The sequence below is a fragment of the Corynebacterium pseudokroppenstedtii genome (genome assembly GCF_019754945.1).
Lineage (GTDB): Bacteria > Actinomycetota > Actinomycetes > Mycobacteriales > Mycobacteriaceae > Corynebacterium > Corynebacterium pseudokroppenstedtii.
In genome coordinates, this window is the sequence record NZ_JAEUWU010000003.1 from 22,377 (window position 1) to 36,174 (window position 13,798).

The window sequence follows — 13,798 nt, forward strand, 5'->3', positions numbered from 1 at the left end:
AGACGGCTCTCACACGATGGTGGCGAGCCGTTCATAATGCGCCAGGCGCTGCTCACGTCCACGTCGCCAAGTGGAATTCAGCTTAATCTCCCACAACGCGTGAGCAATCGAGTCAATGACCACCTTGCTGTCGGCCTCGGCATCGGTGCTGTCCAATGCGGGGATCAGGCGATCGACAATTCCGCGTTCGTGAAGCTTATCGGCCGCAACGGACTGGTTTTCCATCATCGCCGGTGCATGATCGACGTCCCGATAAATAATCGCGCTGGCTCCCTCCGGGGGAAGAGGAGCCAACCACGCATCTTCACACGCCAGAACCTGATCGGCAGGAATCATCGATAGCGCGGCACCGCCACACCCCTGGCCGATAATGACCGACACCGTCGGCACGTCGATATCGAGAATTTCAGCCAGCGTACGCGCAATGGAACCAGCCATCCCAGTCCGCTCCGCCCGGTCGGACAGCTCACCACCAGGCGTATCGATGACGCTGACCAGCGGAATTCCCAGCTCGTGGGCCAATGTGATGCCGCGCCGGGCGAAGCGCATGGCCTCTGTGCTCAACGGCCACTCGCCCAATGGTTCTTGCGCGGTCCGATCCATTCCGACAAACACGAGGGATTGATCGTTGATCCTGGTTAACCCCACGATCACAGCCTCAGACATTCGCCCGTCCCCTGTGCCAGAGAGCTGAATCCAGTGGTCAGACAGAGCATTCACGAGGTCAGCAGCGCCGGTCCGCTGTGGATTCCGGGTTCGCGTAATGGCGTCCCACGCTGACCTCACCTCACCAGACGGCGGCGTCGGTTCGGCCGGTTCGGTCGCATGATCCGGGCGGATAAGAACGTCGAAAAGTTTCGTAAATTGCCGACGAAGGCCCGCGGGATCGATAACTCCATCGATGACCCCGTGGCGGGAGAGATACTCGCCGGTCTGAACCCCAGGTGAGAGAGGCTTACCCGTCGTGAGTTCGACGACGCGGGGGCCCAGGAACCCCAGCGTGGCGCCGGGCTGAGCGAAGGTGAGGTGGCCCGCGGAACCCCAGGACGCCATAGCCCCGCCCGTCGTTGGGTGGCGGAGATACACCAGGTAGGGCAGGTGCTGATCTTTATGCCGATGAATTGCGGCGGTGATCGAAATCATCAGCGCAAAGGCCGGCGTTCCCTCTTGCATTCGCGTGCCGCCAGACGCGGGCGAAATGAGAAGGGGCAAACTTTCTGCCGTGGCGCGGTGGATGGCGTCGATAATTCGTCGTGATGTCGCAGCCCCGATGGACCCACCGAGAAAAGAGAACTCCGATGCAACCACAGCAACGCGGTGGCCATCAATCGTTCCGGCCCCGGTGATCACAGCTTCATCAACCCCCGACTTTTCCCGCGCACGAGCTAATGACGCTGCGTAATCATCGGAAATATCTCCATAATCAGGCTTAGTGTCCCAGCTATCCCATGAATCAGTATCGAGAATGTCATTGATGAGGTCATGGGCGGACAGGCGCTCGGGTTGAGGAGCGGACGGAGAGGAGGGGGAAGAAGTCGGAGTGGACGAACCGGAATGTGACACCATTTTTCTAGCGTAACTCTCACATGTCGTCCGCGAGGAGGCTTTAGTGAAATGGTGTGCAGGCCGGGTGTGGGGGATATGTGGTGGGTGATGGAGTGCGTGCTTAGCCCCGTGAGCTGGGGTTCTGCAGGACTGAGCCATAGCGTGTTCAATGGCTCGTATGGCTAACAACACTTCGAAAGCAGATACGACACGACGAAACGATGCGGGCCCGACGGCCACGCTGAGCGACGGGACCGTGATCCCGCGCTTGGGATTTGGAACATGGGAATTGTCTCAAGAGGAGGCATATTCCTCGGTGCGCACTGCAATTGCGGCCGGATTCCGGCGCATCGATACCGCAATGATTTACAAGAATGAGGAATCAACGGGCAAAGCTATTCGCGATGCTATCGAGAATGGCGATGTCACCCGCGAGGAACTCACGGTCTCAACCAAACTGTGGAATTCCGACCAGGGATATGAATCCACCTTTGAGGCATTCAACACCAGCATGGAAAAGTTGGGACTCGATTACGTCGACATCTATTTCATTCACTGGCCGTACCCTGAAAAGAATCAATATAAAGAATCTTTTAGGGCGATGATTGAGCTACAGAACCAAGGCCGTATTCGTTCCCTGGCGGTGTGCAATTTTTATCCAGAAGCAATGGATGAACTTGTTGCGGAAAGTAACAAGACGCCGACTATTAACCAGATCGAACTCCACCCCGGGTTCTCGCAGGCAGCGATGCGTTCCTTTGATGACCAGCACTCCATTTTAACGGAATCGTGGTCTCCGTTGGCCCAGGGTAAGTACTTTGATGAGCCAGTTATTAAAGATTTGGCTGCTAAGTATGGAAAGACACCAGCACAAATCGTTCTTCGCTGGCACCTTGATATGGGGCTCCCTGTCTTAACCCGCTCCAAGTCCAAAGAACATGTGGAATCCAACTTCGATATTCTGGACTTTTCCTTGACGACGGACGAAGTTGAGCAGATCACTGCGTTGGACCGTGAAGACGGGCGCATTGGTGCTGATCCCAGCACCGCTAACTTTGAATGATCCTTCGCGCAGCCCGTGTGACATGCGGGCGTGGCATGCGAGCGTGGCACGGGCGCGTTGGCGAAAACGCCGCGGGGGGCTTGCCCGGCGCATAGCCTGTATTTATGACGAATGAGAACAATGTCACATCCGCATCACCCGACGGCGAGGTCACTCTAGACATCCTGCCCACGGATAACGACGCTCCAACCGACGACGTGTCGCAGCCACAGGTGGCAGTCATTACAATCCGCCGCGACCACAAGAGAAACTCGCTGAACGCGGACGTCTGCGGCCAGATCACGTCCTATGTTCACGAGGCGGAAAATACGGAGTCCGTTCGCGCCATCCTTCTCCGCGGGGAGGGGAAGGCTTTTTGCGCTGGAGCAGACCTCGCTGGTGGCGTGTACACCTCCGCTTTCCATCACAATCTTGATGCAATGCTGACCTCTATTACTCATTCGCCTCTCCCCGTCATTGCCGACGTCCACGGTCCGGCAGTCGGCGCTGGCACCCAGTTGGCCATGGCATGTGACCTTCGCGTCGTGGGGGAGAGTGGCTGGTTCAGCGTTCCAGTCGTCCGCCTCGGTATTGCCGTCGATCCGTGGACGATTCATCGCGCCGTCGAATTGCTCGGTGGTGCCCGGGCGCGGTCATTCCTCTACACCGCCGAACGACTCGGGCCCGACGCTGCGGTAACAGCAGGGTTGGCGTCGTCACGAGGAAACCACGACCACGCCTGGCAAGTAGCCGTCGATCAAGCCACAAATGCCCCGTTGACCTTTAGGTATCTCAAAGCCGTCTTTAATCAGGTAGTTCCGACGGGGGCGTTCGAGGGCAGTCCCACCGAAGCGATTGGAGATGACGGCACTGACCTCACCGCTGTTCATGAGCACTTGCGCACAGAGTGTTGGGATTCCGAGGATGCCGCCGAGGCAAGAGCTGCGCGGTCTGAGGAGCGGTCTCCGGTGTTCAAGGGCAAATAAGCATCGACACGGTAAGCCGGGCGTCGCCGACCCGGCCTCGTTAGTCGAGCGTCGGGAGTTGAGCGTCGATAGCCGAGTCGTGTTAATAAGGCGTTCTCTACAATGAGCACATGGCTCAACAACAGTCCGACGCTTCGCCGTCTCACGACTCGGCGGAGTCGTCCCACTCTTCTGCTGATGATGACCGTACTTTCCACACGGATCCGTCGGTGGGATTGACCTCGCAGGAGGTCGAGGAACGTCGTCGCGACGGTAAAGGCAATACACTGCCTGAACGGTCCGGCCGCTCAACCTGGTCGATTATCAAGGCGAATGTTTTTACCCGCATCAACGCGATGCTCGGCGTCCTCCTTGTCATTGTTCTGGCAACGGGATCGCTCATTAACGCGATGTTCGGGCTGTTGATCATCGCAAACTCGGGCATCGGGATCATCCAGGAACTTCGCGCCAAGCGGACGCTAGACAAGCTCACCATCGTCGGTGAAGCGCGGCCAACTGTCCGAAGGGACGGGGAGGACCACGAGATTTCCCGCGATGAGGTTGTGCTGGATGACCTCATCATCCTGAAGTCGGGGGTCCAGGTCGTTGTCGACGGTGTCGTCGTCGAGTCTGAGCACGTCGATATCGACGAATCGATGCTCACCGGGGAATCGGACCCGGTGGAAAAATCGCCGGGGGATGAGGTTCTATCCGGGTCCTTTGTGCAGTCCGGCCATGGGCTCTACCAGGCGACGAAGGTCGGGGCGGACTCGTACGCCGGGAAACTGACCGCGGCCGCGAATAAATTCGAACTCACCGATTCTGAGTTGATGTCGGGCATCAACAAAATCCTCCGCATCATTACGTGGCTGTTGATCCCGACCGGTATTTTGACCATTTGGACTCAGCTGTTCCGGTCCGGGGATTCACTTCGCGACGCAGTGTTGGCCATGGTCGCCGCGCTCGTTCCGATGGTCCCCGAGGGGCTGGTCTTGATGACGTCGATCGCGTTCGCCGTCGGGGTTGTCCGCCTGGGCAAGTTTAAAGCGCTGGTTAATGAGCTGCCCGCCATCGAGGGGCTGGCCCGTGTCGACGTTGTCTGTACTGATAAAACTGGCACGCTGACGGAAAACAGAATGGTCCTCAACGACGTCGTGGAGGTGAACTCGGAGCAGAAATCAGGTTCCACCAGCGATTCATCGGTTGATCAACCGTTGTCAGAATCAGACGAGGGATGGGCTCGCGTCGACCAGGAAGTCCTGGGCGCGTTGGCGTCGTTAATCGCGGCGGACGACGACAAGAACGACACCTCGGAAGCCATCGCCGAAGGAATCCACGATCTCGACTCGGACACCGAAGTCATGGATCCCACGGATACCAAGGCGTTTTCGTCGGCACGAAAATGGTCGGGAGCCAGCTTTGGTGAGACGACGTGGGTGATGGGCGCCCCAGATGTTATTGCGCTACCGGGGTCGGAGGCGGCTGAAGCAGCCGATGAGATAGGCCGGCGTGGTCTGCGCGTTTTGCTCTTGGCCCAGACGTCGAAAAAGCTCGATGACATCACTGCGACGCCCAAAGACCCCGGCGATGATGACCTCACCCCGCGGGGGCTGATCGTCCTTGAGCAGAAAGTGCGCGACGATGCGCCCGAGACGATCGAGTACTTCGACCGCGAGAAAATGCACGTCAAGGTTATTTCCGGCGACAATGCGGAGTCCGTGGGGGCTGTGGCGTCGTCGGTGGGTATTGATAGTTCGAAGACCATCGATGCCCGCGAGCTTCCCGATTTCGAGTCCGACCAGGATAAATTCGACGAGGTCGTGGAAGAGTCCACGGTGTTTGGGCGCGTGACACCCGAGCAGAAGCGCGCGATGGTGGGCGCGCTGCAACGGAACGATCACACCGTCGCGATGACGGGTGACGGGGTGAACGACGTGTTGGCCTTGAAGGATGCCAATATCGGTGTGGCGATGGGAGCAGGGTCCCCGGCGACGCGATCGGTTGCCCAGCTGGTGTTGTTGAATAATTCCTTTGCGACGCTGCCACATGTTGTTGCCGAAGGCCGCAGGGTTATCGGCAACATCGAGCGCGTAGCCAACCTCTTCTTGACGAAGACCGTGTACTCGGTGTTGCTGGCGCTGATCGTCGGCATCTTCGGGATGAGCTACCCCTTCCAACCCATCCACGTGACCATGACCGGCTGGTTCACCATCGGAATTCCGGCGTTCATTTTGTCGCTGGCCCCGAACCACGAACGGGCAAAGTCCGGCTTCGTGGGCCGTGTCCTGCGGTTGGCGGTCCCGTCGGGAGTTCTGATCGGTGCCGTGACAGTCGGGTTCTGGTTGTGGGTCACACGAGGCGACAACTTTGACCGATCGCAAGCATCGACGGCGACGCTGACGGTGATGATCACGATGGCGCTGTGGGTGCTCATTGTGGTTGCTCGCCCGTACAAGCTGTGGAAGATCGTGCTGCTGGTCGTATCGGCCCTGGCTTATGTCGTGATTTTCTCGGTTCCGTGGATTGCTCACATTTTGTTGCTGGATCCGACGAACCTTGGGCTGATGTCCCAGGCGCTCATTGTCGGCGCGATCGGATGTGTTGCTATCGAAATCGCGTGGTGGATTAGCCACACGAAGCGTGGCGATGCGCAGTTGTGGGATCACTCAGAGGCCGAGGGCGTGTTCAAGTATTAATCCCGTGGAGCGAGTGGTCAGGGTCAATTAGCTGTACGTTGTGGTCAGGCTCATTCGATTCACGATCAACCAATCAGTAGGGTTGTCATCCATGACTTCAGTCCCAGTAGCCGACACAATGGCGGTCTCTCAGACGGTGCTGGCGTCGGGCCAGGCAAATACCGACACCATGATTTCGCTCACTGCAATTCTGGCGGTGGCACTGTTGGCTCCCATCCTGTCCTTCATGACGGGTAAGCGTATTCCAGCCGTGGTGTTCCTCATCGTCTTAGGCGTCATTATCGGACCAAGCGTGTGGGGGATTGCGGAGATCGATTCCGGTATTTCAATCCTGCGTCAGTTGGGCTTGGGGATGTTGTTTCTGCTGGCAGGTTACGAGTTGGACACGGACTCGTTACGCAGCAAAGAGGGCGGTAATGCCGCATTGACGTGGGTTATGTGCCTAGTGTTGGCATTTATTGGAGCCCTGGTTTTCCTCAAAGGAAACGGAGTACTGACTGCGGTAACACTAGCCATCGCTGTGACATCCACCGCTTTGGGTACGTTGCTGCCCATTTTGAAGCAGTCGGATTTATTGCGGACCAACGTCGGTAAATCTGTCATGCTCCATGGTGCTGTTGGCGAATTGATGCCCATTATGGCCATCGCTCTGTTGTTATCCGCGAGGTCAATGGGCGTGACATTCCTGATTCTGCTCGCTTTCTTTGCCATCGCAGCCATGGTAGCGATCGTGCCACGGACTGTAGCCGCTCTCGTTCCATGGGTAGGTCGTGCGATTATCGACGGCGCCTCGGCGACGAATCAGTCGATCGTTCGCATGGTGGAGCTGATGCTGGCAATACTAATGACAGTCGCGGCAGTATTCGACCTCGATGTCGTTTTGGGAGCTTTCGCCGCCGGTATTGTTTTGCGCGGTCTGGTTCCAGAGCGTGCTCACGGCCTTATTGAGGAACGGTTGGATGTCGTGGGCTATGGCTTTTTTATCCCCGTCTTCTTCGTTTGTTCAGGTATCAATATCGATGTGAAAACCGTCGGGGCCAACATTGGGCAACTCTTTGCCGTTGTCGGCGTCATTCTGGTGGCTCGTGGTCTTCCAGTGTTCTTGCGGGAAATGTTCACCAAGACAGGTTCGAAGTTGACGACGACCAATCAGAAGCTTCAGCTTGCCTGCTATGCCGCGACGGGTCTGCCAATCATTGTCGCGGTGACTGAAGTGGCGACGAATGCGCATTTGTTAGATGAATCAGCGGCGTCTCTTCTTGTCGCTGGTGGTGCGGTGACGGTTCTGGTCTTCCCACTCATTGCTGCTGCGCTTCAGCCCAAGGACAAGAGGAAACTGTAACGCGGTTTTCTGGTCTCGGTGGTTGTCGGCTATCCTAGTTTTGCTTTTAGTTCTCGTTCCTGGTGGTCGAGAATCCGTGTAGACGGGCTTTTGCCAGCAGGAACGGTAACCGATGTGTTCTTGCCCTAGTAGCTCAGTGGATAGAGCACGGCTCTCCTAAAGCCGGTGTCGGAGGTTCGATTCCTCTCTGGGGCACAATCCTGTCTGCTACGTAGATGTCGTTTTGGGGAATCGAATGCTATTGCCCCCAAAATAGTTAGTGATTCAGAATATTGGTGTGGGTGGGAACTATCGGCAGGTCCAGTACGACTGTATGACTGAAGGGCGGTACCTACGGAAACGTAGATTTCGTAGTTTTCTATATTGATACGCCCTTGTACCTGATGGGAAGCCCGGGGCTCGTTATAGTTTGGCCGCTTATATTGGGGTGCGGCGAAATCCCGGGTGCTTTCAAGTTTTCAGTATTGGAGGCGGCAATGGATGTCGTGGATATTTCGCGGTGGCAGTTCGGGATTACCACGGTCTACCATTTTATTTTTGTCCCGCTGACACTCGGCATGGCGCCGTTGGTGGCCATTATGCAGACCATGTGGGCTTTTACGTCGAAACCTCACTGGTATCGCGCGACTCGTTTTTTTGGCAATATTTTACTTGTTAACTTTGCCATGGGGGTTGCGACTGGCATCGTTCAGGAGTTTCAATTCGGAATGAACTGGTCTGAATACTCTCGTATGGTAGGAGATGTATTCGGCGGGCCCTTGGCGCTCGAGGGGCTTATTGCTTTCTTTATGGAGTCGGTATTCCTCGGAATGTGGATTTTTGGGTGGGGAAAACTACCTCTTTGGATGCATACCGGGGCCATTTGGATGGTAGCGTTTGGCGTCAATATTTCAGCATATTTTATTATTGTCGCAAATTCTTTTATGCAGCATCCTGTTGGCGCCGAATATAACCCGAGTACCCATCGGGCTGAATTAGCCGACTTTGGCAAGCTTCTGACAAATCCCACAGCTCTTGCTGCATTTCCCCACACCGTGTTAGGTGGATTCCTTACTGCAGGAACCTTCGTTTTAGGTATTTCCTGCTGGTGGCTTGTTCGCGCTGATCGAGCGGGGAAGCTACCGAACGAAGGTACTGATTCTCACGAGAGCAGTGTCGAGTCCAGTAACCCTCATACAATGTATCGGCCGCTCATTCGCTTCGGGATCTGGGTTGTTGCCTTATCGTCGATTGCGTTAGCGATCACTGGTGATACTCAAGCGAAAATGATGTTCCGGCAGCAGCCTATGAAAATGGCTTCAGCTGAGTCCTTGTGCCACACGCAGGAAAATCCGATGTTTTCCATCCTGACAATCGGAACCCATAACAATTGCGAGTCAGTTATCCACTTGATTGAAGTCCCGTGGGTCCTTCCTTTTCTGGCTAAAGGACAGTTCACTGGTGTCACGTTGAAGGGCGTTTTTGAATTACAAAAAGAAGCGGAGAATTTATATGGACCAGGTAATTATTCGCCGAATCTCTTTGTCACTTATTGGTCTTTCCGCGCGATGATCGGTTTGATGCTTGGGTCAATCGCTTTAGCGTTCTTTGCTTGGTTCTTTACTCGGCATGGACGTACACCGCAAGGTAAATGGCAGAAGATTTTTAGTGTCGGCAGCATCGCGGCACTGGCCTTTCCATTCCTAGCGAATTCATCGGGATGGATCTTTACGGAAATGGGACGTCAACCGTGGATTGTTCATCCTAATCCGGATTCTGTTGGTGATCCTCGCACTGAAGATATCCGAATGATTGTTGACATGGGCGTGACAGACCATGCCGCGTGGAACGTGATCCTGACATTGACCGGTTTCACGCTAACCTACCTGGCTTTATTCTTCGTTTGGTTATGGCTAACGAAGCGTGCCGTTCTTGCTGGACCACCAGAAGATGATCATCCTTCCGTTGACGAGCACGAAACTCCCGACAGGTCAGACCAGGAACGCGACTCTAATTCAGCAGACGAGGTAGGAACCGTGAGGTTTTCCCAGACTGCTGTGACCGGTACCAAGGGGGATTAAGGCGATGTTGAACTTCGATTTACCCACTCTGTGGTTTATCCTCATTGGGTTTTTGTTCGCCGGGTATTTTTTACTTGAAGGCTTTGATTTCGGCGTAGGGATGCTTTTACCCTTTTTGGGAACCGATGAACCTAAACGATCGGCGATGATGTCGACTATCGGGCCAGTCTGGGATGGTAATGAAGTATGGCTCATCACCGCCGGCGGTTCCATATTTGCTGCTTTTCCGATGTGGTATGCAGACATATTTTCAGGCTATTACATTCCGTTATTCTTGATCCTTCTTGCTCTTATTGTACGAGTAGTGAGCATTGAATGGAGAGAAAAAGTCAATACCGAGACATGGCGTCAATGGTGTGACCGAGGCATCGTGCTCGGTTCATGGTTGCCACCTGCGATTTGGGGTGTGGCTATAGCCAACATGATACGGGGTGTACCCGACGATGCTTCCAGAGTTTATCCGCTTTTTAACTTTTACGGGATAGTGGGAGCGCTGGCTTTTGTTTTTGTGTTTCTATTCCACGGAGCTCTTTTTATTCGGCTAAAAACCGCAGGTGTTTTGCGGTCTCAAGCTAGAAAACTCACAACTATTTTTGCGAGTTTAGCGATTGTTTTTGGTGGGGCTTTCGTTCTGTGGACGCAATTCTCGTACGGAAAAACAGTGACCTGGATATGGACCGGGTTCGCCGTTGCGGGACTCGCCCTTGGCTTAGTTTTTGCGCTTCGCGACCGCGATGGTTGGGCATTTTTCCTCACCTGTATCTCAATTATTTCTGTCACGGGGCTTGCTTTTAGTGCGATGTTCCCCAGCGTGTGGAACGGGCTTGATGTGTGGGAAGCTGCTTCTGGTAGGTACACGCTGTCTGTTTTGACGTGGTGTGCAGCCTTCGGAATGCCTTTTGTTGTGATGTATCAAGCATGGACGTATTGGGTATTTAGAAAAAGAATTACGGCGAAGCCAGCTTCTTCTGAGTAATTCTTCCGTTATTGGTGCTTTAAAAAGAGTTATAGATCATCTATAGGGAAATCGATCGGTAGTGCTATGCACATATTCCAATTGGCTCATATGAATGCGCGGGCACGGTGGTGGGTATGTGTGTCGGCCATTCTCAGCGCTGTCGATACTATGCTGACAGTGGCCAGCGGAGTATTAGTGGGGACGTTGATAGCGCGCGCGGTGGAGCCGGCGAATCGGAGCGAGTTTTTATCCCATCAGCTCCCATCCGAGTATCCCTATAGATTGTTTTGGTGGCTGGTTCTTGTTGTTGTGGTGCGTGCTCTGGTCAGCTGGACAAAGACGCGATTGGGTGATGCGGCCGCGGATTCCGTGGTGTCCACGCTGAGGGCTCAGACACTGAGGCACCTTGTTCACCAGGATCCGCATCGAATTAACCGGTCGTATTGGCACACTATTTTGACCCACGGGTTGGATTCTTTTCGGCCTTATGTAACTGGTTTTCTCCCTGCAGCGATGGCATCTGCGTTATCGACGCCTATAGCTTTAGGGGCAGTGGCGTGGCTCGATGTTCCCTCTGCTTTGTGGGCAGGTGGCACTATTCCGCTTATTCCTTTTTTCATGTGGCTGGTCGGTACGCTCACTCAGTCTCGGACTGAACGTAAACTTAAGGATTTATCGCGCCTCAACGACCAACTGGTGGATCTCGTGGCGGGGTTGCCAACGTTAGTCGCTCATGGTCGGCAATACGATCCTGAAAAGGAGGTTCGTCGCCTCGCCACCACTCACAAGCGGTCAACGATGGACGTTTTGAAGTTGGCCTTCCTCTCTACATTTGTTCTCGAGTTTATAGCCACACTGTCGGTTGCCCTTGTTGCTGTTAACATCGGCTTTCGGCTTTTAGGTGGGCATATTTCCTTGGCGAAGGGTCTAGCTATCCTCATCATCGTTCCCGAGGTCTACGCCCCACTGCGTGAAGTGGGCGCACGTTTCCATGCAGCTCAAGACGGTGTATCCGCCCTGGCGGCGATTCGATCGGAACTGGAATCGTCACCACCGCCACGTCCAACTGTTCCTGATCAGGGGCATGGACCTGATAGTGGCTTAGAAGTTGTACTTGACCATTATTCTTGTGAAGGCCGTGATGGGATTCACCCTCACGATCTTTCCGCGAAGGCACGACCAGGAGAAATCACGGTTCTTGTTGGCCAGAATGGTTCGGGTAAGTCGACCGCACTGATGGCGGTTTTAGGGTTGGGGAGTGGCAGTGGAACGGCGGGAGTACGTGACGCAAATGGTGCTCTTTCGCGTGAAGAAGTCTGGAAGCGCACTGCTTTCTTGCCCCAACGTCCTGTTATCACAGAAGGAAGTATTGGCGACACTAGCCACCTTTCCCTCGGACAACGCCAGAAAGAATCCTTCCGCCGATTGGTTCCCGGTAAAACACTAGTCGTTCTCGACGAACCTACTGCACATCTCGATGAACAATCGGCCAAAGAAATGATTCACGAATTGCGTGACTTGTCCGCTGGAGGAGCGACCGTGTTGGTAGCAAGCCATGATCCATTAGTGCGTTGCGCTGCCGACCGTGTGTATGACGTGGGGGCGATACGCGATGAAAGTTAATGTGTGGGCTCGAGAGCGAGCGGTATTAGCAGGTGTGGTGACGTTGATATCGTCGATCGCACTGACGTTGGTATCGGCTTGGTTAATTACCCGTGCATGGCAAATGCCCCCAGTCATGGACTTAACCATTGCCATTACATCGGTACGTGCTCTGGGTATTTCTCGGGCGGTTTTTCGATACGTTGACAGGCTTGCCAGCCACGATGTTGCTTTAACGGCCGCAGCGAGCGCTCGCAGCCAGATCTACCGTAACCTCGTATCTGCGCCTACTTCTACGGTCATGGGGATGTCGAGAGGACGTTTACTCAGTTTCATCGGGCCCGATGTCGATGCCCTTACTGACAGAATTGTCCGTGCCACCATCCCACGCAGAATCGCTGCCTATACCGGTGTTATCGCTGTCGGTTTGACAGCGATATTATCCCTTGTAGCTGCAATTATCTTGGCAATTGGTCTGATAATTGCTGGCGTCGTTGTTCCTTGGATGGCGGCTCAAGGTGAGAAGAAAGCATCGACGGCCCAGGCAGTAGAGGATTATGTCACTGCGGTTGATCACATTGTGAATCATGCTCCTGCACTGAGTGTTCGTGGTGAGCTAGAGGAAGCCCTCCGTGAGGCCGATGACGCAGACCACAGGATATCGACAATTCGTAGACGAGCACACCCGTGGTCAGCATTTTCCTCTGCCACGTCAGTTTTGACGTCAGGTTTCACCCTTGTCGTCGTTGTCCTTGTCGCAGTTCTTGCTAGCCCAGAGCACAGCCCTCAATGGCTGGCTGCTGTGGCATTGATGCCATTATCTGCATTTGAAGCCGTGTTACCACTTGGGGAGGCTTCGTGCACGGTTATCCGTTCCCGAGCTGCAGAGGAACGATTGAGTAGTGTACTCAGCACTGATGGCCCCAGCGGTGATTCTCCTCGTGGTCAATTGAGTCAGCAGGCGTCTTTTGATGGTTTACAAAAAGGTTCTGGAGTCGTAGCGACTACTACACGTGCCGGTGCGGTGAGTGCTCATCATTTGGTTGTTGGTTGGGACCATCCAGTGTGGGAGGTGAATTTTGAGGTTCCTGCAGGAGGTCGATATGAGATTATCGCCCCATCAGGCACGGGGAAGACCACTGTTCTCATGACATTGGCAGGCCTGATACCCCCTTGGGGAGGAGCATATTCTGCGGATGGCGCTCGATTTATTGCTGAGGATGAGCATATTTTCGCGACGACGGTTCGTGATAACCTGGCGGTTGCTTCTCCTGCCGCAAGCGAGAATGCAATGCGGGCGGCACTTGATCACGTGGGTTTGACAGAGTGGGTTGAGCATTTGCCCCAAGGGTTAAACACGGTGCTCCATGATGGTGAGGAGTCGTTATCTGGTGGTCAGCGTCGACGGCTCATCGTTGCGCGTGCTCTTCTCAGTGATTCTTCAATTCTTCTTTTGGACGAACCAACCGAACACGTCGATAAGGATTCTGAGAAGCTACTTCTCGACGCTTTAGGGTTTGGGTCTTCTGGTTCTTCGATGGCGATGGAGCGAACAATAGTGATGGTCAGGCATCCGCGGTCGTGATGG

The 13,798-nt window shown here is 54.6% G+C and carries 9 protein-coding genes and 1 tRNA gene; 9 read left to right on the plus strand and 1 reads right to left on the minus strand.

Annotated features, from left to right (window positions below):
- Window positions 1-9 precede the first annotated feature (9 nt).
- A complete protein-coding gene (locus JMN36_RS05320) occupies window positions 10-1,566 on the minus strand; it encodes a carboxyl transferase domain-containing protein (RefSeq protein WP_236881608.1) in 1,557 nt (518 codons plus the stop codon).
- Between the two features lie 157 nt (window positions 1,567-1,723).
- Here JMN36_RS05320 and JMN36_RS05325 point away from each other — a divergent pair, with 157 nt between their 5' ends.
- The 9 genes from JMN36_RS05325 to cydC all read left to right on the plus strand — a co-directional run bounded on the left by JMN36_RS05325 (window position 1,724) and on the right by cydC (window position 13,795).
- A complete protein-coding gene (locus tag JMN36_RS05325; protein WP_306421599.1) occupies window positions 1,724-2,608 on the plus strand; it encodes an aldo/keto reductase in 885 nt (294 codons plus the stop codon).
- 104 nt (window positions 2,609-2,712) lie between these two features.
- Window positions 2,713-3,573, plus strand: coding sequence for an enoyl-CoA hydratase (locus JMN36_RS05330; RefSeq protein WP_204088126.1), 861 nt, complete (start codon window positions 2,713-2,715; stop codon window positions 3,571-3,573).
- Between the two features lie 110 nt (window positions 3,574-3,683).
- Window positions 3,684-6,248, plus strand: a complete 2,565-nt coding sequence (locus JMN36_RS05335; RefSeq protein WP_221923988.1) for an HAD-IC family P-type ATPase — start codon at window positions 3,684-3,686, stop codon at window positions 6,246-6,248.
- A 118-nt stretch (window positions 6,249-6,366) separates the two neighbouring features.
- Window positions 6,367-7,590, plus strand: coding sequence for a cation:proton antiporter (locus tag JMN36_RS05340; RefSeq protein ID WP_204088644.1), 1,224 nt, complete (start codon window positions 6,367-6,369; stop codon window positions 7,588-7,590).
- Between the two features lie 122 nt (window positions 7,591-7,712).
- A tRNA-Arg gene (locus JMN36_RS05345) sits at window positions 7,713-7,785 on the plus strand.
- A gap of 281 nt (window positions 7,786-8,066) precedes the next feature.
- Window positions 8,067-9,650, plus strand: a complete 1,584-nt coding sequence (locus tag JMN36_RS05350) for a cytochrome ubiquinol oxidase subunit I (RefSeq protein WP_204088128.1) — start codon at window positions 8,067-8,069, stop codon at window positions 9,648-9,650.
- A 4-nt stretch (window positions 9,651-9,654) separates the two neighbouring features.
- Window positions 9,655-10,626 carry a cytochrome d ubiquinol oxidase subunit II gene (cydB, locus tag JMN36_RS05355; protein WP_221923989.1) on the plus strand — a complete coding sequence of 324 codons (972 nt, stop codon included), beginning with the start codon at window positions 9,655-9,657 and terminating at the stop codon, window positions 10,624-10,626.
- Window positions 10,627-10,716: 90 nt separating this feature from the next.
- Entirely contained in the window at window positions 10,717-12,231 is a 1,515-nt protein-coding gene (locus tag JMN36_RS05360) for an ABC transporter ATP-binding protein/permease (protein ID WP_269091299.1), read from the plus strand.
- Window positions 12,221-13,795, plus strand: a complete 1,575-nt coding sequence (gene cydC / locus JMN36_RS05365) for a thiol reductant ABC exporter subunit CydC (protein ID WP_204088131.1) — start codon at window positions 12,221-12,223, stop codon at window positions 13,793-13,795. Before JMN36_RS05360 ends, cydC begins: the two co-directional genes overlap by 11 nt.
- The last annotated feature ends 3 nt before the right edge of the window (window positions 13,796-13,798 follow it).

What these genes read in the sequence shown, in the direction of transcription:
- JMN36_RS05320 (WP_236881608.1), bottom strand. Translation starts at nt 1,566, where the DNA reads ATGGTGTCACATTCCGGTTCGTCCACTCCGACTTCTTCCCCCTCCTCT.
- JMN36_RS05325 (WP_306421599.1), top strand. Translation starts at nt 1,724, where the DNA reads ATGGCTAACAACACTTCGAAAGCAGATACGACACGACGAAACGATGCG.
- JMN36_RS05330 (WP_204088126.1), top strand. Translation starts at nt 2,713, where the DNA reads ATGACGAATGAGAACAATGTCACATCCGCATCACCCGACGGCGAGGTC.
- JMN36_RS05335 (WP_221923988.1), top strand. Translation starts at nt 3,684, where the DNA reads ATGGCTCAACAACAGTCCGACGCTTCGCCGTCTCACGACTCGGCGGAG.
- JMN36_RS05340 (WP_204088644.1), top strand. Translation starts at nt 6,367, where the DNA reads ATGGCGGTCTCTCAGACGGTGCTGGCGTCGGGCCAGGCAAATACCGAC.
- JMN36_RS05350 (WP_204088128.1), top strand. Translation starts at nt 8,067, where the DNA reads ATGGATGTCGTGGATATTTCGCGGTGGCAGTTCGGGATTACCACGGTC.
- cydB (WP_221923989.1), top strand. Translation starts at nt 9,655, where the DNA reads ATGTTGAACTTCGATTTACCCACTCTGTGGTTTATCCTCATTGGGTTT.
- JMN36_RS05360 (WP_269091299.1), top strand. Translation starts at nt 10,717, where the DNA reads ATGAATGCGCGGGCACGGTGGTGGGTATGTGTGTCGGCCATTCTCAGC.
- cydC (WP_204088131.1), top strand. Translation starts at nt 12,221, where the DNA reads ATGAAAGTTAATGTGTGGGCTCGAGAGCGAGCGGTATTAGCAGGTGTG.